Origin of the sequence: Gardnerella piotii (assembly GCF_003397585.1) — a bacterium.
Classification (GTDB): Bacteria; Actinomycetota; Actinomycetes; order Actinomycetales; family Bifidobacteriaceae; genus Bifidobacterium; species Bifidobacterium piotii.
Genome location: NZ_QJUV01000001.1, coordinates 1,203,877 through 1,228,423, shown reverse-complemented (window position 1 = coordinate 1,228,423; position 24,547 = coordinate 1,203,877). Strand labels below are relative to the sequence as shown.

Genomic DNA, 24,547 nt, shown 5'->3' with positions numbered 1-24,547 from the left:
TATATGAGCAATGTTGCAAATGATTTGTGCAAGGAGTTCTCTTTGCACAATGAGTTCCCGTTCCATAATGTTCTTGTAGCAGGATTGGGTGTTTCTGGCATAGGAGCCATGGAAGTGCTTAAAACTGTTGGCGCTAATGCGATTAGCGCAGACGAGCGTAAGGAAGAAGCGCAAATCCACGATTTTTCTAAAATCGATTGGAATACGATTGATGCTGTTGTAACATCGCCAGTTTTTAACCCTAGAACGCCTTTTATTCTAGAGGCTCAAAAGCGCAATATTCCAGTCATCAGCGAAGTGGAGCTTGCGTGGCTTGTGCGCGTAAAGTCGCTTAAAACAAATCTTCCAGCTGCATGGATTGGAATTACTGGAACAAATGGCAAAACATCTACAACAGAGATGACTTCCGATATGCTTACAGCTTGCGGTCTAGATGCTCCTGCGGTTGGCAACATTGGCAAGTCTGTTTCTTACGCTGCGTTAGAAAAAGAACACGACGCGTTATGTGTTGAATTAAGCTCTTTCCAACTTCATTTTACTAATTCCTTAGAGTTGGATTGCGCTGCGATTACTAATATTGCGGCTGACCATTTGGATTGGCACGGCGGCATTGAAGCTTACGCAAAAGATAAGTCGAAAGTTTTTAATGGCGTTAAAAAAGCGCTTGTGTATAATGCTCAAGATTCACGAGTTAGCGAATTAGCAAAAGTTGCACAAGTTAAAGATGGTTGTAAAAAAATTGGTTTTACACTTTGCGCGCCAAAATGCGGAGAAATAGGCGTTGAAAATGGTTGGATTGTAGACAAAAGTGGCGTTTCTGGCGCAAAAGTTGGTGATCCAGTCAAAATAGTAGCGCTAAAAGAACTAAAACACTTATGTGAGCCAGATGGAAGCGTGTATCCTCATCTTCTTGCAGACGCACTAACTGCGCTAGCTCTAACTCTTGGCTTAAAACAAGACGTTGAAAACGCAGTTAAAGCATTGTGCAACTTTGCTCCAGGAGGGCATAGGATTCAAACTGTTGCAACGTTAAATGCTAAAGATAGTCTTCCAGAACACGCGATTCGTTTTGTGGACGATTCCAAAGCTACTAATGCTCATGCTGCTGCCGCTTCTATTTCTAGTTTTGGTAAAAAATCCGTAATTTTGATTGCTGGAGGTCTTGCAAAAGGCGGTCATTTTGAAGATTTAGTTAATCAAAATCGTAGTATTATTAAGGCTGTTGTTGTTATTGGACTAGATCAAAAGCCGATTGTAGAAGCGCTTAATTCTAAAGGCCAGGGTATTCCTGTAACAATAGTTTCTGCGAATGGCGAAAGTTTCGAATCTTTTGATTCTGTAGACGATCGCGTTCTTAAAGAGGTTGAAAAGTCGCCAGTTCTTAGCGCGGATTCTACTTTGGGTCAAAAAGTTATTTCTACAGCTGTTCAAGCTGCTGGAAGGTACGCGCAGCCTGGAGATGTTGTTCTTCTGGCACCAGCATGCGCTTCTATGGATCAATTTGTTTCTTACGCAGATCGTGGCAATCGTTTTGCTAAAGAATCTGAGCGATGGGTTAAGAGCCATGAATGAGAACAATAAAAAAGCTAGCTCATCAAGTTCTAGAAGCCCTAAAAAGCTTAAAAAACGCGGTTTTGGCATTTTTGGCAGTAAAGTGGAGTCTTCAAATAATGCTTTTGGCGTTAAAGAAACATTTAGTGATAATACAAAGGCTTTTAAGCAATACGTTGGTATTCGCAGTATTTTTAACCCATTGTGGTGTCTTTTTGGACTAAGAATATCTGTTGTAATATTAACCGTTTTTGGCTTATTTATGGTGTTTTCAAGCTCGTCGGTAACGATGATTACTTACGGAGCTGGCCCTTGGGGTTCTGGAATGAGCCAACTGTTTTATTGCGTTATTGGTCTTGCTGGATATTTGATTTTTTCGCATCTTCCTGTTGATTTTTATAAAAGCAGGATTATTACCATTTACGCAATATCGGTTTTTATGCAATTTTTGACTTTTGTTCCAGGTATTAGGCACGAGGTTAATGGTAATGCTAGCTGGATTAAAATAGGCCCGCTTACAATGCAACCAGCAGAAATCACCAAACTTGCTATATGCATTTGGCTACCAATGGCACTTATTCTTGCAAAAAAGGCTTATAAGCGTGTTGCTATGCGCGCATATATTCCAACAGTTGTAGCTTTGGGTGTTTCGGTTCTTTTAGTTGTTGCAGGCAAGGATCTTGGTACAGCTCTTATTATTTTGCTTATTGCTGTTGTGGCGTTTTATGTTGGAGGATTTCCTACAAAATGGCTTGTTGTGGCCCTTCTAACGGCTTGTGCAGCAGTTTTATTGCTTGTTGTGACTAGCCAAAATCGTATGCGTCGTATTCTTGCTACGATTCATGGATGCGATGCAAAGTCGATTAGAGGCGTTTGTTTTCAGTCGATTCATGCGCAATACGCAATGGCGTCTGGTGGAATAATGGGCGTTGGCATAGGCAATTCTAGAGAAAAGTGGAATTATTTGCCGTATGCTCACAACGATTTTATTTTTGCAATTATTGGCGAAGAGATGGGCTTTATTGTTGCTTCTTGCGTAATCCTTCTTTACATTGTAATTGGATGGTGCTTGCTAACTTCTGCCTTGCAATCAACAAATAAGCTTGTTTCAATATCTCTTATTAGCATTGCTACTTGGATTGTTGGCCAAGGACTAATAAACATTTTGGTTGTTGTTCAGGTTTTGCCAGTTATGGGCGTTCCTATGCCATTTGTTTCCGCAGGTGGATCTTCTCTTGTTATGTGTCTTCTTGCGATGGGTGTTGCGGATAGTTTTATTAAGAGCAATCCGAACATAAAATTTGGGAATAAATGGTCATTAAAGCGTGCAAAATCGCGGCAGCAAAGTGGTGATTAATCCGCTCAATATCTAAACAAGTGTTAATCAAAAATAAGTGTTAATCAAAATTGGGAAAGTATTATAAAATTATAAAATTATAAAATCCGCTTTTCGTAAAAATTTTGTTTAATTTATATTTAATTGTTAAGTCATATATTAAAGTTTTAAGTAGATTAGTTCTGATTGGGATTTCTGATTGGGATTATTAAATAAGCAGATTGTAGGTGGCGAATTGGCGCAAGATCAATATAAAGATAGCAATTCTTTGCATGTTGTTCTAGCAGGCGGGGGCACTGCTGGTCATGTTAATCCTCTTCTTTCTGTAGCGCATGCGTTAAAAGATTTAGATGAGTCGGTAGAAATCAGTGTTATTGGCACTAATGCTGGTTTAGAAAAAACGCTAGTTCCTAAAGCGGGGCTGCCATTAGACGTTATTGAAAAAGTCCCATTCCCTAGAAAACCTAATTTGTACATGCTTAAGTTTCCTTTTAAGTGGATTCGCGAAACGCGCAAGGTTGCTAAGATTCTTGAGCAAAGGCATGCGAATATTGTTGTTGGATTTGGCGGTTACGCGTCTGCGCCAGTTTATGCACAAGCGCATAAGATGCATTTGCCTATTGTGATTCATGAGCAAAATGCGCGTGCTGGAATGGCAAATAAGCTTGGAGCGCGTTGGGCAAGCATGATTGGGTGTGTTTACGAAGGCACTGGTTTAGTCGCAAGGGCGGCGTCGAATAGCAGAGCTATAAGAGTTGGTCTTCCTCTTAGAAAATCCATATCTGATTTATGCGCAAAGATTACTCAAGACATTGATTTAGCTAGATTTGAAGGCGCTAAAAATCTTGGACTAGACCCTAGCAGGCCGATTATTCTTGTAACTGGCGGGTCTTTGGGTGCTAAAAGCATTAACGAAGCTGTTTCTATTGCTGCTGGCGATTTACTAAAATGCGCGCAGATTATTCATCTTACGGGTAGCGGAAAATCTAAAGAAGTTAAAGATAATGTTGAGCGTTCGGCTGGTCTTAATCAAATAAACGACATTAAGCCAGAGCATGCAGGCCTTGGTGATTACCATATTTGTGAATATTTAGAACGAATTGATTGGGCTTTTGCTTGCGCGGACTTAGTGATTTGCAGATCGGGAGCAGGAACTGTTGCAGAAGTTTCGGCGATTGGCGTTCCTGCAATCTACGTGCCGCTTCCAATTGGAAACGGCGAACAGCGATTTAACGCGCAGCCTGTTGCAAACGCAGGAGGAGCGATTATTGTAAACGATTGCGATTTTAGCGATGATTGGATTCGCGCTAACGTGTTGAAATTGCTTAATAACCCAGACGAGCTTTGCCAAATGCGTGAAAAAGCTTGGAAATACGGCATTCGTAATGCTGCAAGAGTAATGGCAGAGCATATTCTTAAGATTGCAAAAGAAAGCAAAAAATAATCATGGAAATTAATATGAATCCTATTTGTGCTGCTTTTAGTAAAGATCAGACTGTAAATTCTTTAGGTTCTGTGCATTTTATTGGCATTGGTGGCGCTGGAATGAGCGTTTTAGCAGAGATGTTGCACGAAGAAGGCGTTAGTGTAAGCGGATGCGATAGTAAAGAAAGCGACCACACAAGTCGTTTAGAGGAACTCGGCATAAGTGTACAGATTGGTCAAAGTGCAAGCCACGTAAAAAATGCAGATATTCTTGTGTACTCTAGCGCGATTAAGCCAAACAATCCAGAAGTGGTGGCGGCCGCCGAAAATGGCGTAAAACTTGTTCACAGAAGTGACATTTTATCTTTACTTTTAAGTTCTAAAAAAGGTGTGACTGTTGCGGGAGCGCATGGTAAGACTACAACAAGCTCTCTTTTGGCTCACATTTTAAAAGTTTGCGGTAAAGGCGATTTAGCAGACCCGAGTTATGCGATTGGCGGTTCGATTCAAGCGCAGGGCGGCGGAGAATTAGACGGAGGTCATGCTGGGCGCGGAAGCGTTATGGTTGCGGAGGCGGACGAATCCGACGGCAGCTTTGAAAAATACAATCCATATATTGCAATTGTTACAAACGTAGAAGCGGACCACCTAGACCATTATAAGAATGCGCAAAATTATCGCGCAGCGTTTGTTGAGCATTTAAGCCACGCTCTTGGATATATTGTGATTTGTGCAGACGATGATGGCGCTCGCGCTGTTTTAGAGGATTTAAGCGATGACTCTCTTAAAAAAACAATCGCCTATGCAAGTAGTAAGAATAGTGTTTCTTGCTTAAGTAATAGAGTAAAAAGCCTTGTAAAGTTTGCGTTTATTAATCACGAAAGCGAGCAGACGGGTAGTGGTAGTGAGTCGTTTGCTATTGACTTTGACGGCGATTCTATAAGCGTTAATCTTATGATTCCAGGATTGCACAATGCTAGAAACGCGTGTGCTGCGATTATTGCAGCAACACTTTTGGGCATGAATCCTAAAGATGCAGCAGATGGAGCTTCGAGCTTCCTTGGTGCTTCTAGAAGATTTGACATTCGCGGATGCGTTGGCGGAGTAACGGTTGTAGACGATTACGCGCATCATCCTACAGAAATCGACGCTCTTTTGCACGCCGCAAGAAGAAGATACCCAGATTCTACGATTCGCGTGCTTTTCCAACCACATCTGTTTTCTAGGACGCGCTCTTTTGCGCGCGAATTTGCTTCTGCTTTATCTCTTGCAAACGATGTTATTGTTACGGGCATTTTCCCAGCTCGAGAAAAGCAAGAAGATTTTCCAAATATTCACGCTTCGACTATTGTTAACGCAGCTAAAGAATGTGCGCTTAATTGCAATATTGAAGCTGTAGAAGACATGAAGGATGGTGCTTTGCTTCTTGCTCGCCGAGCTAATAGTGGAGATGTACTTTTTACGGTTGGTGCTGGAAGCATTACCACTATGACGTCTGTTATGCTAGAAGAGTTGCGATTAAAGCGATAAGCTAAATTGGCAATAATAGTCGGTAAAAGTGATAATAAGCAAACTGTAAAGTCGCAAATAAAGTAGTAAATAAAGTCGCGTATAGATGCAAGTGGAAGTAGGTGAGTGAATAGCTATGGGTCGAATGATTTTTGGCAAGTCTGCCGTCAATAACGAATTCAACGAGCCCAACGAGCCTAATAAGCCTAATAAATCTGCTAGTTCTAAAAATACTAGGTCTATTACATCCACTTTTGCTACAACCGATACTTTTGCTGCAACTGATAATTTCCCTAAGTCTACTGATTTTTCTAAGTCTTCTAATCTTGATGCGCATAAAAGGTCAATTCAATCCAATCTAAACTCACAAGATTCTACAAGATTAGCTAAAAATGATTTATCTAATAGCAAAAAGGCGACTACGAGTAGCTCGTTAGAAAATCAATCTGCTAAAAATGCTTTTGTAGATGCAAGAAGACTTTCCGTAGTTGATTTTGTAAAGCAAACGTTAAAGTCTAGTTCTGGTCCTCTTGGAATTGCATCTAGACCTAAAGTAATAGATTTTAGCGCTCGCGAAAAAGAAAAGAATTTTGCTAAAATACGTACCATTTTGCTGCGATTTGCCTACGCTTTTCTTGCGTTCGCGTTAATCGCTTTGCTTTGTTGGATGCTGTTTTTATCTCCATTTTTCCGTCTTGATTCTAAAAATATACGCATTTTTGGCTCTAATGAATGGGTGAGTGAACAGAAAATTGCGTTAATTGCGTCTAATCAGGTAGATAAGTCACTGTTTTTAGTTTCTTCTCAACAAATAATTGAGCAATTAAATAACATACCTGGCGTAACAGAAACAAAGGTTGTAAAACAATTTCCGCACGGTTTGCAAATAACTGTTCGTGCGCAAAAGCCTGCTGCAATGCTTAAAGCAAAAGATGGCGAAAAACTTACTGCTGTAGATGTTAAGGGTAGAGTCTTAAACGCTGTTCAAAACGTCTCTACTAGCGGAATACCAGTTATAGAAGTTAGCGACGTTAATAAAAGTCTAAACAGCAGGGCTGTTAAGGAAGCGTTGAAAATTGTAAGCTCGCTTTCTCAAGATTTTAGGTCTCACGTTATTCGTGTTAGTGCAAAAACGCAGGATTCTGTTGAAACAGAGGTTTCTTACCCTGGCCCAAGCGGAGAAGTTCATAGGATTGTTGTTTGGGGAGATTCTTCGGATTTGGAGCTTAAAAAGGCGATTGTGGAAACGATTATTAGCGATCCAAGTAAAATCAGCAATCGTCAGCTTTTGGATGTTTCTGCTCCTGCAAGGCCGATTCTTAAGTAGTTTGCTTGAGTAGCTCCAGTGCATAGTTGCTTAAGCGGTTTTTAATTGTCAAGCAAATGTGTATAATAATAGTTTGTGTGTGCCAACGGCGTGCCTTATGTAATAGGCGTGCTGGTTGGGATATCCCAAGTGCCAAAGATAGCGCGCAGTAATGTGCGTCTGGAGGTGCAAGGGCCATCGGGCCGGTGGACTGTGGCTTTTCTCTTTAACCGATTCAGGTTTAAGGTGTGCTGCAGTGCTGCGGTTTCACCAAATAGAAGACATTAATGAATCGGAGAACTTAAGTTGCCTACGATTGAACAACTCGTCCGTAAGGGACGTCAGGCCAAGCCTAAGAAGTCAAAGACTTTGGCCTTGAAAGGTAGCCCGTTGCGTCGTGGCGTGTGCACTCGTGTGTACACAACCACTCCTAAGAAGCCAAACTCTGCGCTTCGTAAGGTTGCTCGTGTGCGCCTCAGCTCGGGTATTGAAGTAACCGCCTATATTCCAGGCGAAGGTCACAACTTGCAGGAGCACTCCATTGTGCTTGTGCGCGGTGGCCGTGTGAAGGATCTCCCAGGTGTGCGTTACCACATCGTGCGTGGCGCTCTCGATACCCAGGGTGTTAAGGACCGCAAGCAGGGTCGTTCCCTGTATGGAGCAAAGAAGGCGAAGTAAAACATGTCACGTAAAGGACCTGCAAAAAAGCATCAGCTGCTTCCTGATCCAATCTACGGCTCGACCGTCGTGGCTCAGTTGATTAACAAAATTCTTCTCGATGGCAAGAAGTCCATCGCAGAAAACATCGTCTACACCGCTCTTGAGCAGGTGAAGGCAAAGACCGAGCAGGAGCCAGTTTCTGTTTTGAAGCGCGCTCTCGATAACATTCGTCCAAGCCTCGAGGTTCGTTCCCGCCGCGTTGGTGGCGCAACCTACCAGGTGCCAGTCGAAGTTAAGCCTGCTCGTGCAAACACCTTGTCGTTGCGCTGGCTTACAGACTTCTCCCGCGTTCGTCGTGAGAAGACTATGGCTGAGCGTTTAGCTAACGAAATTCTCGATGCCTCCAATGGCTTGGGTGCTTCTGTAAAGCGCCGCGAGGATACCCACAAGATGGCAGAAGCAAACAAGGCTTTTGCTCACTATCGCTGGTAATCCACAAGATAATCGGTATCTTAAAGAGCTAAGGATAATAATATGGCACAAGATGTGCTTAACGACCTGAATATGGTTCGTAACATCGGCATCATGGCGCACATCGATGCTGGTAAGACTACTACCACCGAGCGTATTCTTTACTACACTGGTAAGAATTACAAGATTGGTGAAACTCACGATGGCGCTTCTACCATGGACTTTATGGCGCAGGAGCAGGAACGCGGTATTACTATTCAGTCTGCTGCAACCACTTGCTTCTGGCAGCGTCAAACCCATGACACAGATGACCGCTATCAAATCAACATCATCGATACACCAGGACACGTTGACTTTACCGCAGAGGTAGAGCGTTCTTTGCGTGTTCTCGACGGTGCTGTTGCAGTGTTCGACGGTAAGGAAGGCGTGGAGCCTCAGTCCGAAACCGTTTGGCGTCAGGCAGATAAGTATAGCGTTCCACGTATTTGCTTCATCAACAAGATGGATAAGTTGGGCGCAGACTTCTACTATTCTGTTAAGACCATTAAGGAAAAGCTTGGCGCTAAGCCACTCGTTATTCAGCTTCCAATCGGCGCTGAAAACGACTTCCTTGGTGTTGTTGACTTGATTCGTATGAAGGCTTACGTTTGGAATGACGTTAAGGACGATATGGGTGCCCACTACGACACCGTTGACATTCCTGCCGACTTGCAAGAGCGTGCAGAAGAATATCGTGCCGAGCTTATGGATCAGGTTGCAGAAGCCGACGAAGAGTTGCTCGAGAAGTATCTTGAATCGGGAGAGCTTTCCGAAGAAGAGATTCGCATGGGTATTCGCAAGCTTACTATTGCTCGCGAAGCCTTCCCAGTAACTTGCGGTTCTGCATTTAAGGATAAGGGCGTTCAGCCAATGCTGGATGCTGTTGTTGACTTCCTTCCAAGCCCAGAAGATGTTCCATCTATTAAGGGCTTTGATCCAAGCGACGAATCCGTTGAGATTGATCGTAAGCCAGTAAATACAGATCCATTTGCTGCATTGGTCTTTAAGATCTCCACTCATCCGTTCTACGGCAAGCTTGTGTTCGTGCGCGTGTACTCTGGCGAAGTTAAGCCAGGCGATTCCGTGTACGATTCCACTAAGAGCAAGAAGGAACGCGTTGGTAAGATCTTCCAGATGCACGCAGATAAGGAAAATCCTGTAGATTCTGCAGAAGCTGGAAACATTTACACCTTCGTTGGTTTGAAGAACGTTAGCACGGGCGATACCTTGTGCGACGAGAAGAGCCCAATTTCCTTGGAATCCATGACATTCCCAGATCCTGTTATCGAGGTTGCTGTGGAGCCAAAGACTAAGGCAGATCAGGAAAAGATGAGCTTGGCCTTGGCTAAGCTTTCCGACGAAGATCCTACCTTCCAGGTTAAGACCGACGAAGAATCTGGTCAGACTTTGATTTCTGGTATGGGCGAGCTTCAGCTCGACATTATTGTGGATCGTATGCGCCGCGAGTTCAAGGTTGAAGCGAATGTTGGTAAGCCACAGGTTGCTTATCGCGAAACTATTCGCAAGGCTGTTATGAACCAGGAATACACCCACAAGAAGCAGACTGGTGGTTCTGGTCAGTTCGCAAAGGTTTTGATGAACTTCGAGCCAATCGATCCAGAATCTGGCGAAGTCTATCAGTTTGTTAACGAGGTCACTGGTGGCCACATTACTAAGGAATTCATTCCTTCCATCGACGCAGGTGTGCAGGAAGCTATGGAATCTGGCGTTTTGGCTGGCTTCCCAGTGGTTGGCGTTAAAGCAACCGTTACCGACGGTCAGACTCACGACGTTGATTCTTCGGAAATGGCCTTCAAGATTGCAGGTTCCATGTGCTTCAAGGAAGCTGCTCCTAAGGCTCACCCAGTAATCCTCGAGCCAATTATGGCCGTGGAAGTTCGTACTCCAGAAGAGTACATGGGCGACGTTATGGGCGATTTGAACTCCCGTCGTGGAAACATTCAGTCTATGACCGACGCTACTGGCGTTAAGGTTATTGACGCTAAGGTTCCACTGAGTGAGATGTTCGGCTACATTGGTGATCTTCGTTCCAAGACTCAGGGACGTGCAATGTTCACCATGCAAATGGACTCTTACGCGGAAGTTCCAAAGGCTGTTTCGGACGAGATTATTAAAGCCCAGCGCGGCGAGTAAAAGCGCACGCTACTTCGGTGTTTTGTGTCCCTAGTCAACGCTAGAATTTCGTACGTTGACTGGGTTCTGGCACCGAAGTGGCACCTAACCCAGAAACCCAGTAAATATGTAGCTAGAGGCTTCACATAAGAGTGTGAAGCGAACTACGAGACGTCCAGGAGGACAAACACATGGCAAAGGAAAAGTACGAGCGTACTAAGCCGCATGTTAACATTGGTACCATTGGTCACGTTGATCACGGTAAGACTACCTTGACCGCGGCTATTTCTAAGGTGCTTCATGGCGAATATCCAGATCTGAACCCTCAGTATGACTTCGATCAGATCGACGCCGCTCCAGAAGAGAAGGAGCGCGGCATTACCATTAACATCGCCCACATCGAGTATCAGACGGCTGCACGCCACTATGCTCACGTGGACGCTCCAGGCCACGCTGATTACGTTAAGAACATGATCACTGGTGCCGCTCAGATGGATGGCGCAATCCTCGTGGTTGCTGCTACCGACGGCCCAATGGCTCAGACCCGTGAACACGTCTTGCTTGCTAAGCAGGTCGGCGTTCCAAAAATTCTTGTTGCTTTGAACAAGTGCGATATGGTTGACGACGAAGAGCTTATCGACCTCGTTGAAGAAGAGGTTCGTGACCTCCTCGACGAAAACGGCTTCGATCGCGATTGCCCAGTCATCCGTACTTCCGCTTACGGCGCTTTGCATGATGACGCTCCAGACCACGACAAGTGGGTAGAGACCGTCAAGGAACTCATGAAGGCTGTTGACGAGTACATCCCAACCCCAACTCACGATCTTGACAAGCCATTCTTGATGCCAATCGAAGATGTGTTCACCATCTCCGGTCGTGGTACCGTTGTCACCGGTCGTGTTGAGCGTGGTAAGCTCCCAATCAACACCCCAGTTGAGATCGTTGGTTTGCGCGATACCCAGACCACCACCGTCACCTCTATCGAGACCTTCCACAAGCAGATGGATGAGGCCGAGGCTGGCGATAACACTGGTCTTCTTCTCCGTGGTATCAACCGTACCGACGTTGAGCGTGGTCAGGTTGTGGCTGCTCCAGGTTCTGTGACTCCACACACCAAGTTCGAAGGAGAAGTTTACGTCTTGACCAAGGACGAAGGTGGCCGTCACTCGCCATTCTTCTCCAACTACCGTCCACAGTTCTACTTCCGTACCACCGATGTTACTGGCGTTATCACCTTGCCAGACGGCATCGAAATGGTTCAGCCAGGCGATCACGCAACCTTCACTGTTGAGTTGATCCAGGCTATCGCAATGGAAGAGGGCTTGACCTTCGCAGTTCGTGAAGGTGGCCGTACCGTTGGCTCTGGTCGTGTGACCAAGATTCTTGCCTAGTATTTTCGATTTTCTAATCTGAAGATATTAGCTAAGGCTTAGAAAAGACCCCGTAAGTTTTCTTGCGGGGTCTTTTTGTTTTCTGTGTTTTTCGTATTTTATTCATTTTTATGTAATTGTTCCAGATGGTTACTAAAATAGTGACTTGCGGCTTGTGGCTGCGTTTACGAGTTAACATTTATTTGAGTTGTTAAATAAGAAGGTTGAGTTTATGCCTGGGGTTATTGGCATGTTGGTTAATCGTATTAAAAGTGGTTTAACGGCTAAAGTTTTTAAGCTGTTTGTTGCTTCGATTATTGCTGTTTGCATGCTTTTTGGCATAATGCCAGCTTGCGAATCTCACGCAGCTTTTGCGCAAAATATTCCAGTGGGGGGGGGGTATCCCTAACCAGTCAGCTAGTTTAAATGCCAACGGTGCTGCAGATGCAGAAAAAACAGAAGATACAAATAATTTATTCGCTAATAACCCAACACTTAAACAAGCGTTGTATGACAGCATAAAAGAGTATGACACTGATGTTACTTTGCCTAGTTCTGTAAACGATTGGCATCCAACGAAAAAAGGTATGGAGAATATTAAAAAGCTTGGAATAAGCGGTAAGGGTATTAGTGACATTAGCTTTTTAAAGTATTTTCCAAATCTTGAAGATCTGAATTTGAGTGAGAATAAGATAAGTGATATTTCCCAGTTAGCTAGTTTAACAAATCTTAAAAATTTGAATTTGAGTTGGAATAATATAAGTGATATTACGAAATTATCTGGTTTAACAAATCTTGAATCTTTAGACATAAGTACAAACAAAATTAGTAATGTAGATAGTCTTGTTGGTCTATGTAACGGAAAACTTAAAACAATTAATGCTAAAACAAATAATATTAGCAACGTTTATAATATTTACACTATTGCTTATAAAAAGAATATAAGCTGGAATAATAATGTAGATAGAGATAAATATAACTGTTCTTACGATTTTTCTGACCAACATATTGAAAAAAATATAACTCCTAGTGATGCTATAAATGGGTATAATGTTAATCAAATTGTGAAACCAACAAAAATTAAAGATGCCGATTACATCTTTAATTATCGGTATGCTTATATGAATTTTTTTGACATCTATCACAGTAGATATACTTTTACAAATGAGTTAATTCATATTGATAAAAATGATGGAGTTAAATTAATCGATTTTGATTTAAATAAAAAACTGGGAGAGAATGGTTACAATGGAACCAGTACGGTTCATTATGGTCCAGACTTTAGATTTAATGGAAGGCTTCTTATACGTCAATATGTAATTAAACGTATAAATATAGAAGTTAATTTTGGTCAGTCAATTGATTTTAGGAATGCGCTAAAAAATAGTAAATTATCGGGCTACAGTGGGAAAATAAGCGATTTAGGATTGGAATTTTGTGGATATGATCCCTGGGCAGGTTACACCAATTCTAATTCGCCTGACGATTGGACAGCCTTTTTCCCTGGTAAAGAAACTTTTGAATTTCCTGTATGTTACAAAAATGGTGAGTTTAATAATCATATAGAAGGCTACTTTCCTGCTGATAATTTGACCTTTATAGTTACCGCGAAAACAATGGCTCAAACGTGGCCTGCTAAAAGCAGTGATGTGAAAATTGATAATATTGATTCGTCTAGCAAAAATCCGCCTGCTAAACAGCCAACTGTAGATTCTATTAAAACGGACGTTAAAAAGCAGGTCGAGGGATTATTTACAACAACAAGTAGACTTAACTATCCTTTGATTCCTGAAGGTAAAACTCCTAGTGCATGCGATTTATGTGATCCTAATAAATCTGAAGATGGATGTTCAAGCGCTTGTCAAAATGATGATGATAATCCAGATGATGGATTTAGTTCTGATTCCAGACCTTATTATTATAATGACGATAACGATAGGGTTTATCCAATTAAGATTGGTGATTCCTACTATAAAAGTTGTTATAATGTAGATGATCCAGATGCTTGTACTACACAGTATTATTACAAGGCACCTACGGTTACGGTAGATGATTTTAAAATACCTGAAGCGACTGATAAAGATCAGACTGTTGAAGTTCCTGTTACGGTAAGTTACGTTGATGGGTCTAAGTGTACGTTTAAAGCAAGCTTTACTGTAAAGGCAAAGCCGCAGCTTAATCCGCCAACGCCTAAGCCTCAACCTCAGCCGCAGCCAGTGACGCCTCAACCTCAGCCTCATCCTCAGCCAGTGCCAGAGCCGCAGCCGCATCCAGTGACGCCAACGCCGCAGCCAACGCCAACGCCAGATCCGCAGAATCCGCCTGTCACGCCTGCACCTGCGCCAACTCCAGATCAGCCTGAAACCCCTTCGGGTCAAACACACATGACGGAACCAGAGATATTGCCTAAGCCATATTTGAACATAGACGTAACACCTGATTCAAACATAGGCACAACGCCTAATACTGGTTCAGAAAATAGCAATACGCCTAATCCGTACCTTAATCAAAAGCCAGATGCTTCTAGGAATGGTGCATCTAAAAATGGTGTAGCTTTTGCTAAGTCTGCTAATAGGCACAAAACTGCTGCTGGAATTAACTCCGCATCGCATAAATCGCGTGGAACTATTCCAGCAACTGGCTCTGAGTCGTCTTTAATAGCGATTGTTGCAATGCTTAGCATATTGCTTGGAGTTGTTGCTATTTGTAAATGCAAATTCAAGCAATATATTTTGTAAAAATAGGTGTGTGGGCGCAAGCCTGTAAGTATGCGTAAGCATGTAATTGTGTGTAACCCTGTAAATATGGATGCATAAGTTTTATGCTTGAATCTCCGTATTTACAGGAATAATTAGCAAAGCAGGTAGGCAGTAGGAGATGTGCCTAAATACGAAAAAACCCAAGCCGCAAAGCTTGGGTTTTGTTTGTGCCCCCTCAGGGATTCGAACCCTGGACACGCTGATTAAGAGTCAGCTGCTCTAGCCAACTGAGCTAAAGGGGCGTTGGCGTTTTCTTGAGCCGAGTAATAACTATACTCAGAATCGCTTTATTTGCAAGTTACGGCGTGTCGTGTTTTGTTATTAGTGCTATAACGCTTTTTTGGTTTCACATTTTATATTTCGGAAAAATTTCGATAAGAAGTTTATCTAAAGTAACATATGTTTATAAATATAAGCAATATTTATAGAAAATAGTAACAAAAAACGAGTTTTTCAATCTTTTGTGTGAACAACATGTTAATTTATAGTTGTATAATCAACGCAGTTCTGAAAAATTTTCTCTTTAGAAATGGCTATATTTCGCCGTTCTTTGTGGGTTGATTCGTATTTGTTAACTGTTTATGCATAAAAATTTACATATTTATGTTTTTTTTTATTTTCCTCAATGCTAGGCTTGTGAAAAATATTTTATAAGTATTTCATTGAAGGAGAGCGTATTTATGAAGTTCAAAAGAGCATCATATTTAACTCGCTTAGCTGCATTAGGAGTTGCTACAGCAACCCTTATTGCGCCATTTGGTGCAGCGAATGCTGCGGATACTAAGAATTCAGTTAGTAATAACAGTGCTTATGTAAATGATGCAAATGCATCTTCTATTAAAAAGCAGTTTAGAATGTATAAAAATAACTCTGTAAGCCATAAGCTTACTAGAGATGAGAATTTATACTTAGATTCAAATAAAGCTGCATTGCTTGAAAAATATGCTATAAAGAACAGTGCTAGTGTGCCTAATAAGCCTATTGCTGTTATTGTTACTCTGCGTAAGCAGCCGAGTCATCCTTCAGTTGTTTCTGAAAAATCAAATAAAGACGAGCAAAATCGTTTAATTGCTAAATGGCGTAAAAAGTACAATATGGGTGTTCGTCGTCAGCTTGGATATTTAATGAATTGCTTTGAAGCAACAATTCCAGCAAACCGTATGCAAGCTTTACGCCATGAGCCAGAAGTTAGATCTGTAGAAAAAGAGCGTTTATATTATCCGCTGGAAAATTTTGCTCGTGAGCTTCAGGGTCTTACGCAGGCTTTCCGAGAAAGTAATAAAAACTTAGATGGTACTGGCATGTTGGTTTCAATAATCGATACTGGAATTGATATTAACAGTAAAGATATGAAGCTGGATTCATCTGCTAAAAGTGCAAAAAAGTTAAATCCACAACCAGGATTTACAGATAAAGTTCCTGCAGGATTTAATTATGCAGATGAAACTAATGAAGTGAAAGATAATCATGCTGAACAGCATGGCATGCATGTTGCTGGAATTGTTGGAGCTAATGGAGATGAAGAAAATGCTCCTGCAGCTAGCAATCATCGTGTTAATGGCATAGCTCCTAATGCGCAGCTGCTTGCTATGAAAGTGTTTTCTAACAACCCAGATATGCCTGGATGCCGTGATGCGGATGTTGTGGCAGCTATAGAAGATTCTGTTAAGCTTGGTGCCGACGTTATAAACATGTCTATTGGCTCCGATAATGGACTTGATTCTACTTCAAGTATTGCTGCGTTAGCGTTAATGAAGGCTAGAAAAGCTGGAGTGTTGCCTGTTGTTTCGGCTGGAAATTCTGGATTGAACTTCTCGAATTCTGGTGGATTAGATGATGTGTTTGGAAAATGGGATGATGGCACTTTGGGGTCTCCATCTTCCTTCCCAGATGCTTTTAGTGTTGCTTCTGTTGAAAATTCAAAAGTTACACAAACCAAGGCGCAATGGTTTGTTAATAATGCATCTGCTACAAACTCTGGTTCTAATGATGCTAAGAAAAATGATTTTCCTTACTCACTTTCTACAGGTGTAGCTGATGGAAAATCACATGAAATTGTTGATATTAACCTTGGTAAAAAAGATGATGTTAAAGACCTTAACTTAAAGGGTAAATATGCATTAGTTAAACGCGGAGATATTGCGTTTACAGAAAAAGTTAATAACGCAAAAGAAAAAGGTGCTGAAGGTGTTGTTGTATACAATGTAAAGGATGATCCTACTCAATTCCTAGATATGGCAGGCGTCGATAAGATTAAAGATGTTTTTGTAACATCAATACGCTATGAAGATGGTGAGGCAATCTATCAAGCAATCAAAAAGAATAATGGAAAAGTGGAAGTAACTTTCACCAATGATTTCGTTGCTATTGCTAACCCAGATTCGTTAAAGCCATCTAGATTTACGTCTTGGGGTCCAACTCCAGATCTTAATTTTAAGCCTCATATTTCTGGTATTGGTGGGAATGTGTGGTCTACTCAGAATGATAATAAGTACAGAAGTATGTCTGGTACTTCTATGGCAGCCCCAAATATATCAGGTCTTTCTGCTCTGCTGATGGAAAATTATAAAAAGCGTTTTAAGGGCAAAGAACTTAAACCTTCTGAATTAGTTGATCGTATTGAGCAAGTGTTGATGAATACAGCTAAGATTCTTACTCGGGATGATGGTAATAAAAAAGTTCCGTATGCTCCTAGACAAATTGGCGCTGGTTTAGCGCAGCTCGACAAAGCCATTAAGACGGATGTTGTTGCAACTACTAAAGATAGTCGCAGCAATGAAAGTAAAGCATATGCTTCTCTTTATGAGTTAAAGCAGGGTGAACGCAAGTTTAATGTAACATTGCACAATTATGGTTCTGAGAATGTTAAATATAGCATACCGAATCAGGTTGTTGTAAACGAGACAAATAAACCTGGTGAAAAAACATCCACATTTGTGAACGATAAAGAAACATTAACTGCAGATAAGTCTTCCGTAATTGTAGAGGCTGGTAAAACAGTTGATATTACTTTCACATTGAATCCTCAATATGGGGAAAACCATTACATTGAAGGATGGGCTTGCTTAAAGTCTAAGACTAAAGGTCAGCCTGATTTGTCTGTTCCATATCTTGGTTTTGTTGGTAATTGGAATGCTGAGCAGATTTTGGTTAAACCTGGTGAAAAGTATAAGAATGCTGATAAACCAGCTAAGCCTGTTAATCCTGCACAAAATCCTTCTCCTGCAGCTCCGAACCAGTCTTCCGATGAAAGTAATGGTGAAATTGATTCAACTACTGCCCTTATGTCTGATTCAGCAGACGGAAGTATGCAAGTTAAGATAAATGGATCTAAACGATTCATGTTCTCACCTAATGATGATGGATGGTATGATTTAATCACACCATATGTGCCATTATTGCGTAGTGCGGCAGATATTCGCTACGAGATTATGGATGAAAATGCAAGCAAGGTATTACGAGTTTTAGGTGAAGACCACAATGTTTCTAGACCTACTTTGCCTTCTGCAGCAGATTCAATGGGCCATGAAGGTGTGAATGGTCGTTTTGATGGTAAGCGTTATGATCCGAAAATCGCGCAGTTTGTGCGGTTTGAGGATGGAAATTACGTGTATCGCATTCAAGCTCGTTTGGGCAAAGGCTTTCAGTGGCAAAACTACGACATGAAGTTTGCTCTAGATACGCATGGTCCTAATGTGAATGTTTCCGACCGTGATTCTAATGGCGTTGTAACAATCACTTTAAGTGATAACTTAAGTGAAGATCCTGGTCTTCCAGTTATTCGCCGTGTTGGTGATGATGATGTATTTAAGTATGATGATGCAACTGGTTGCACTTTAGATAAAGTACATCATAAGCGCGTGTGCAAAATAAATGTTGGTAACACAACGCCATTTATTTCTGTTGTTGCTAAAGACGCAGGAATGAATGGAACTCGTGTAGTTAAAGTGTTTGCTAATAAAGATCATAAAATCTTCATTTCTCGTCGAAAGGAAATGGACGGGAAGATGGTTGGAACATCTGTAGTGCATGACAATAAGTTAAATCTTGAAGGTTATGTTTCTGATGATGTTAAATCCATGAAAGTTCTAGCAAGTTACAAGAAATACGATGGATCAATTGTTAAAACAACAGTTAAAGTGAATCTAAATAAAGCACCAAAGTTTACTGCTAGTAATATAAAAATAGTACGTGGTGAAAACACTGTAAAGGTGCTTGGATTCTCTGATGATAAATGCAAAACGCAAATAGCTAGCGAAGAGTTTACGTTAACATACAATCCAGAGCGTCCGCGTATTAGTGTTACTAATACGGATAGTGGCGATAGTGATGGAAGTTTGCCTGTTTTGAGTGATGGTAGTGTAACTGTAAAAGGCAAAGTAAAAGATAGTTCACAACCTAAGCAAAAGCTTGAGCTAACAATTCGTTACCAAGTGGATAAAGTGAAGCAAGCAGCTGGTTCTACTGATCCTGGTTCTTCTAATTCAAGCAGCGAATCTGCTGATGATGTAGATGACACTGAGACAAAAGAGGATCCAGTAACGATTAATTCGGATGGAACATTTGAAGTAACAGTAAAGCCTTCTGCTAAGGCGTATCAGGTTACTCTCTGCGCAAGTAATGGTCAGAATCTTAAAATTAAGTCTGTTAAGCTTCAAGGCCGTAACGAGCCGAACTTTATGGAAGTAAGCAATGGCGTGTTCTATCCAAGTAATGTAACTCCACTTGGAGCAAATATTTGGATGATTAATCCTATTACTGCAGGACCAAGCTTAGACTCCTTTACTTTGCAAGGTACTGTTGGTCCAGATATAAAGAGTGTAGAATTTACTCCTTCTACGCGTCTTAATAAAGATGGCAAGTATATGTTAGAGTCAGCTATTGCTGCAAAGATAGACAGTCAAGCGCATAGTTTCTCTATTGATTTGCCAATGCATACTGGAATTAATGATTTCCGTGCTGTTGTAAAAACTGCTGATGGTAATAAGCTTATGGATTTTGCAGTTGCTTTCTTGTTTGATAAAGAAGCTCCAAAAGCTACTTTTGTTAATCCACAATTATATGGTCATACATTGTTTACAAACAAAGATACCGTAAAGTTTAAGGGTAGTGCTCAAGATAACGCTTCTGGATATAGGCTTTCTATCAATCATTCTGTTGTTGCAGAGTTTACTTCTCTGGAAAATGGTGATGGCCCAGAAGCAAACAAAAAAGAATTTGAGCGTGATGTTGATGTAGAAGATGGAGATCATGTTTTTCTTGAGCTTGAAGACAAGGTTAATTCATCTGTTTATGGTTCCATTCCAGTTGTTGTTGATAAAACAAATCCAACTGTAGATGTGAGCATGAAAGACGGTGAATCAGTAGAAGGTGACTATACTGTTGCTGTAAAAGCTAAAGATGCAAATCTTAAATCTGTAGCTGCATATGTTGATGACAAGCCAATCGGTGCTGTTTCTAATACGAATTTAGCTCCTCATCCTGTAGAAAGTACATTGCTTTCGTTAACTCAAGGATATAGTTCCTATACTGAAGTAGATAAACCTGAAAAGGATCATTTGGAATTAAAGGCAGTCATTCATGCTAAAGATCTGGCAGAAGGTAATCATATTCTTCGCGTAGAAGCTATTGATTATGCTGGAAACTCAGCTGCTGGTGATAATCAGCGAACTTCCATTCCGTTTGTTAAAAAGAAGCATGCTGAACCAGTTAAGCCTGATCATTCTAAGCCAGATGTGCCTGGTCATAATGTGAATCCAAATGTTCCAAAGAAGCAAGAAATTCCTGCTCCTCCAGATGCAAACGCTCATGTTCCAGCAGCTCCTAAGAGTGTTGTTGAATTAACAAAAGCTCTTAAGAGCAATCTTTTAGTTGGTAAATATGAAAACAATGTTGCTCGTGCAGGTGTCGAAAATCCTATGAAGCTTCGACTTAGCCAAAATAGTGACATTATTGAGCAGCTTAAGAAGAATAAAGTTGTATATGCATATGCGTACATTTATTCTCTTCCTGTTTTGTTGCATGGCAAAGATGGTGCTAGCTACGTAAAGGTTGTTTTGGATGATAAAGGTCAGCCTCATTTTTATGCTGAGATTCCAGAAGGATATTCGGGTAAACATACAATTGTTCTTATTGATAACAGAGGATTACAAATTGCTTGGACTAATGTGTGGGTTATTCCAGCTAATGCAACTTCATTCGATGAGACTATTGCAGAATATAACTTGATACATTCTGAAAGTCATCCTGGATTTACTTTTGCGTCTAGTGATGAAGATTATGAATCTGCAAGTAATATTGCAGATAATAATGAGGTAAATGGTTCTGAGACTAACTCAGGAGCATATGCAGGTGCTAATGGTAATGCTAATAGCAATGTTAATGGCAATAGTAAGAATGCTAATAATAATGCTAATTCTTCCTTAAGTAACTCATTATCTTCTTCAAAGAACACTAATACAGAGGGAATGCTTTCAAAGTTAGGTGTGACTGGTGCTGGAATAGTATTCACACTGGCTACATTGGCTTTGTTGCTGCTAAGTGGCACTTTTGCACTTTTTGTTCGCAAAATGCGCATGTAAAGTGTTAACTAGTTACCTTTAAGTCTAAATAGTTATATTCCCCATGTGTAACAGCATGGGGAATATTTGGTTAGTGCGCTTTATGTTTTGTATGCTCATTTGTTAAATTGGCGTGTTTGCATGTTTGTCCTTCTTAACAGTCAAGCTGTAAGCATGACATTAAGTATGGTGTTGCAAGAATTGCAAAATGAGCATCAAGGCTCAGAGTTGCAGCCTAAAGCGCAATCTAATCGCACGCTACCTTTGCGTGCAAGCGAAACAAGTGCAGAAAATCCTTGGCCAGTAAGCGTTATAAGCCAAAAGTTCCATGGTGCTGTAGAAAAGTGGCCTGCTGCTTGGGTAGAAGGTCAGATTGTTGAAATCAACATGAGAAGGTCTACGTCTGGCTACGTAACGCTTAGAGACAGCAACGAAGACGTTTCAATCTCCATAATGGGCTTTAGCAAGTTTGTTCAGCAAGCGAAAGATTTGCGGCAGGGCGATAGGGTAGTTGTTCACGGCAAGGCAGATATTTGGGTAAAAGCAACACGATTGAGCTTTGTTGCCGACGAAATTAGGCGTGTTGGTGCTGGCGACTTAAAAGCGCAAATAGACGAGTTGCGCAAAAAGCTTAAAGGCGAAGGCTTGTTCGACGCGGAAAATAAGGTGCCGCTGCCCGAGTTTCCAAAGTGCATTGGACTGGTGTGTGCGCCTCAAGCTCGCGCAGAGGGCGATGTTATTACAAACGTCAATTTGCGATGGCCTGTAACGCGTTTTAAGGTGGTTCACGCGCATGTTCAGGGTGTGCAATGCCCAGCGGACGTTATTGCGGCCATTAAGCAGCTAGACGCAGACCCAGAGGTTGATGTGATTATTGTTGCGCGCGGCGGCGGTAGTTTTGAAGATTTGATTGGATTTTCGGACGAGGGCGTGGTTCGCGCTACGGCTGCTTGCGTAACTCCGATTGTTTCTGCGATTGGTCACGAAGACGATTGGACGCTGATTGATTTGGCGGCAGATATGCGAGCTTCTACGCCTACAGATGCAGCAAAGCGCGTTGTTCCAGATGTTAACGAGCAATGGCAGTTGATTGATAACGCCTTGCAACACGCGCGCATGAGGATTTCTGCGCGAGTTAGCAACGAGATTCAGCTTATTGAGGGATATGCGAATAGGCCAAGTATTACTCAGCCAACCACTATGTTGGAGCCGCACGAGTTGTTTGTTCAGCAAGCAATTGAACGCATGAGGCATGGTTTGGTGCGTCTGCTGGATGACGCTAGTTTGACTGTTGAAAAGGCACATGCCAGCATTACAGCTCTTAGCCCGCAATCAACGCTTAATCGCGGTTACGCGGTTGTGCAAATTAGCGGCGGGAAAGTGCTTGACGATTCTAGTCGTGTAAAAACTGGCGACGATATAACAGTTACTCTTAAAAGTGGCTTGATCACAGCTAATGTTACATCTGTAGAAAAGTCGTAAAGTCGTAAAGTCGTAAAGTTATAAAGCTGTAAAGTCGTAAAATAAAAAAAGTTTTAAATAAAAATTAGAAAAGGATGATTATGAGTGACGAAACTACGCGCGAAAATGGTGCAAAAGTTGATGCGATTAGCACGCTTAGCAGCGAAGAGCGAGCTGCGATTGACGCAATGCCTTACGAAGAGGCGCGCGAAAAGCTTGTGCAAGCTGTTAAAGCGCTTGAGGCTGGCGGCTTGACTTTAGATCAGTCTATGCATCAATGGGAGCTTGGAGAGGCGTTAGCAAAGCGTGCGCAGGGCTTGCTTGCATCGGTTCGCGCTAAGTTGGACGCGGCTCAAGCGGAGCAGTCGGCTACAGCAGCAACTGCTGGAACGCAGTCGAATCTTGAATCGTGAATCTTGAGTGCGTTATAGCGCGTAAACCACGCCATGGTGTATAATTGCCATTTGTTGCTTTGCAAGAAGCGTGCGCATGTTTCGTTTTGCGTGTTGCGCGCTGCAATCAACTAAACTGCCTCGGTAGCTCAGTGGATAGAGCACCACTCTCCTAAAGTGGGTGTCGTCAGTTCGATTCTGATTCGGGGCACTTTTTGTGTATAGCTATATTTGGTTGTGTGCTGTATATAGTTTGTTTATTTTTTGACAAATATTAGTTTCTTTTGTAGAATAGATACGTGGTGAAGCCAGGCTGTGTCTGGTTCGCGAAGAGCCAATCAAGTGATTGATTGGCTCTTTGTGCATCTAATGGCGGGGGATTTGGTGGGAATGATGGTGATTTATAAGCCTTTTACTACTATCAAGCAGCAAATAAAATTGCTTAAGTCTAGAGGAGTAGTGTTTTCTGATGAGCTTAAAGCTATGGAAATACTTGAAAGAGAAGGCTACTATAGCGTTGTGAATGGGTATAAAAATCCATTTCTTGAATCAAAAAATTCGAATAAATATGTTCAAGGAACAAAGTTTGAACACATTTATTATCTTTTTAAATTTGATCGCGAACTTCGTGGTATTATTTTTGCGGCTACAACTAGAACAGAAGCATTGTTAAGATCATCATGTTCATATTGTTTTAGCCAGATTCACGATAATGAAGTCAATGCTTACCTTAATGAAGCTAATTATGAAGATCCAAAGGAATCGCGCGGTTTAGTTAGAGCATTTAATCGAATTATAGAAAATAATACGTCAAATAATAAAAAATTAAATCTAGGGAAAGAATACATACGGCATTGTATCAATAATCACGATGGTCAGGTTCCATTATGGGTTTTATCTAATGACCTAACTTTCGGACAGATATTCTGGTTTTACAAAGTTCAAACTAGATGCATGAGAGGTTTGGTTGCTAGGGAATATACTGAACTTTATAATTCTTCACACTGTTCTCAAAAAGATATTACGTCAATAAAAATTGATTCTACTTATAGAAGAATTAAAGAGTTCAGAAATATTTGTGCGCATGATGAACGTTTGTATTGTGCTAGACCACATAGTTTCAATGCAACAGTTTTTCAGCTTATTAAAGATTTCGACTTATTCTTAGACACTAACTATTATCTAGAGTTTTTAGAGAAAATTGAGAAATTACTAAGTGCGCTTTGCGTTGAAGTGCCAAGTTGTTCCAAAAATGTTATTGAATGCATTGGAATGTCTAGTATTAATGAATTTTATGATTGGAAAAATAAAATTAAAGAAAATATTACCTTGAATAGTAACTTGCCTGTTCCCAACGAACCAACGCTTAAAGCTATGAATCACGCTAATCAAATTATAGATGGCAAAATTGCTGAAGATGGCATTGTTTTTAGTAATGCTAATGAAGCTAAAGCATTTTTGGATAATATGTCATGAAAATGTCATGAAAATTATTCGCGAGTCGCGAAATCTTCCTAATGTTAGGGGATAGTGTTAGATTATTTCTAACTTAAGCGATGATCCGTTATCGGCGGG

15 protein-coding genes and 2 tRNA genes are annotated in these 24,547 nt (G+C 41.3%); 16 read left to right on the top strand and 1 reads right to left on the bottom strand.

Annotation, left to right across the window (positions count from 1 at the left end; translation table 11 throughout):
- Positions 1-3 precede the first annotated feature (3 nt).
- The 11 genes from murD (at position 4) to D0T20_RS05275 (ending at position 14,538) form a co-directional block, all read left to right on the top strand.
- Positions 4-1,572 carry a UDP-N-acetylmuramoyl-L-alanine--D-glutamate ligase gene (gene murD, locus D0T20_RS05320; RefSeq protein WP_116438617.1) on the top strand — a complete coding sequence of 523 codons (1,569 nt, stop codon included), beginning with the start codon at positions 4-6 and terminating at the stop codon, positions 1,570-1,572.
- The gene (locus D0T20_RS05315) at positions 1,565-2,908 is read left to right on the top strand and encodes an FtsW/RodA/SpoVE family cell cycle protein (protein ID WP_116438616.1); all 1,344 of its coding nucleotides are present in this window, start codon (positions 1,565-1,567) and stop codon (positions 2,906-2,908) included. Before murD ends, D0T20_RS05315 begins: the two co-directional genes overlap by 8 nt.
- 214 nt (positions 2,909-3,122) lie before the next feature.
- A complete protein-coding gene (locus D0T20_RS05310; protein ID WP_198684139.1) occupies positions 3,123-4,331 on the top strand; it encodes a UDP-N-acetylglucosamine--N-acetylmuramyl-(pentapeptide) pyrophosphoryl-undecaprenol N-acetylglucosamine transferase in 1,209 nt (402 codons plus the stop codon).
- A 2-nt stretch (positions 4,332-4,333) separates the two neighbouring features.
- Entirely contained in the window at positions 4,334-5,842 is a 1,509-nt protein-coding gene (gene murC / locus D0T20_RS05305) for a UDP-N-acetylmuramate--L-alanine ligase (protein WP_116438615.1), read from the top strand.
- A 115-nt stretch (positions 5,843-5,957) separates the two neighbouring features.
- Positions 5,958-7,148 (top strand): cell division protein FtsQ/DivIB, encoded by a 1,191-nt coding sequence (locus D0T20_RS05300; RefSeq protein ID WP_116438613.1) that lies wholly within the window; start codon positions 5,958-5,960, stop codon positions 7,146-7,148.
- A 285-nt stretch (positions 7,149-7,433) separates the two neighbouring features.
- Positions 7,434-7,805 carry a 30S ribosomal protein S12 gene (gene rpsL, locus D0T20_RS05295; protein ID WP_003813881.1) on the top strand — a complete coding sequence of 124 codons (372 nt, stop codon included), beginning with the start codon at positions 7,434-7,436 and terminating at the stop codon, positions 7,803-7,805.
- Positions 7,806-7,808: 3 nt separating this feature from the next.
- On the top strand, positions 7,809-8,279 hold the full coding sequence (gene rpsG, locus D0T20_RS05290) for a 30S ribosomal protein S7 (protein WP_004127577.1): 471 nt from the start codon (positions 7,809-7,811) through the stop codon (positions 8,277-8,279).
- A 42-nt stretch (positions 8,280-8,321) separates the two neighbouring features.
- Complete coding sequence (gene fusA, locus D0T20_RS05285; protein ID WP_004130136.1) at positions 8,322-10,451, top strand: elongation factor G; 2,130 nt, start codon at positions 8,322-8,324, stop codon at positions 10,449-10,451.
- Between the two features lie 170 nt (positions 10,452-10,621).
- Entirely contained in the window at positions 10,622-11,821 is a 1,200-nt protein-coding gene (gene tuf / locus D0T20_RS05280; RefSeq protein WP_004130138.1) for an elongation factor Tu, read from the top strand.
- Between the two features lie 211 nt (positions 11,822-12,032).
- Complete coding sequence (locus D0T20_RS06400) at positions 12,033-12,209, top strand: hypothetical protein (RefSeq protein ID WP_162862694.1); 177 nt, start codon at positions 12,033-12,035, stop codon at positions 12,207-12,209.
- Entirely contained in the window at positions 12,172-14,538 is a 2,367-nt protein-coding gene (locus D0T20_RS05275) for a leucine-rich repeat domain-containing protein (protein ID WP_116438611.1), read from the top strand. Before D0T20_RS06400 ends, D0T20_RS05275 begins: the two co-directional genes overlap by 38 nt.
- Before the next feature lie 189 nt (positions 14,539-14,727).
- Here the strand turns inward: D0T20_RS05275 and D0T20_RS05270 are convergent.
- Positions 14,728-14,801, bottom strand: a tRNA-Lys gene (locus D0T20_RS05270).
- Positions 14,802-15,239: 438 nt separating this feature from the next.
- Between D0T20_RS05270 and D0T20_RS05265 the strand changes: the two genes are divergently transcribed.
- The 5 genes from D0T20_RS05265 (at position 15,240) to D0T20_RS05245 (ending at position 24,448) form a co-directional block, all read left to right on the top strand.
- The gene (locus D0T20_RS05265) at positions 15,240-21,140 is read left to right on the top strand and encodes a S8 family serine peptidase (RefSeq protein ID WP_116438610.1); all 5,901 of its coding nucleotides are present in this window, start codon (positions 15,240-15,242) and stop codon (positions 21,138-21,140) included.
- 120 nt (positions 21,141-21,260) lie between these two features.
- Positions 21,261-22,601, top strand: coding sequence for an exodeoxyribonuclease VII large subunit (gene xseA, locus D0T20_RS05260; protein WP_116438739.1), 1,341 nt, complete (start codon positions 21,261-21,263; stop codon positions 22,599-22,601).
- 80 nt (positions 22,602-22,681) lie between these two features.
- On the top strand, positions 22,682-22,993 hold the full coding sequence (locus tag D0T20_RS05255) for an exodeoxyribonuclease VII small subunit (RefSeq protein ID WP_032817070.1): 312 nt from the start codon (positions 22,682-22,684) through the stop codon (positions 22,991-22,993).
- 117 nt (positions 22,994-23,110) lie between these two features.
- A tRNA-Arg gene (locus D0T20_RS05250) sits at positions 23,111-23,183 on the top strand.
- 179 nt (positions 23,184-23,362) lie between these two features.
- Positions 23,363-24,448 carry an Abi family protein gene (locus D0T20_RS05245; RefSeq protein WP_240320607.1) on the top strand — a complete coding sequence of 362 codons (1,086 nt, stop codon included), beginning with the start codon at positions 23,363-23,365 and terminating at the stop codon, positions 24,446-24,448.
- Positions 24,449-24,547: the final 99 nt, after the last annotated feature.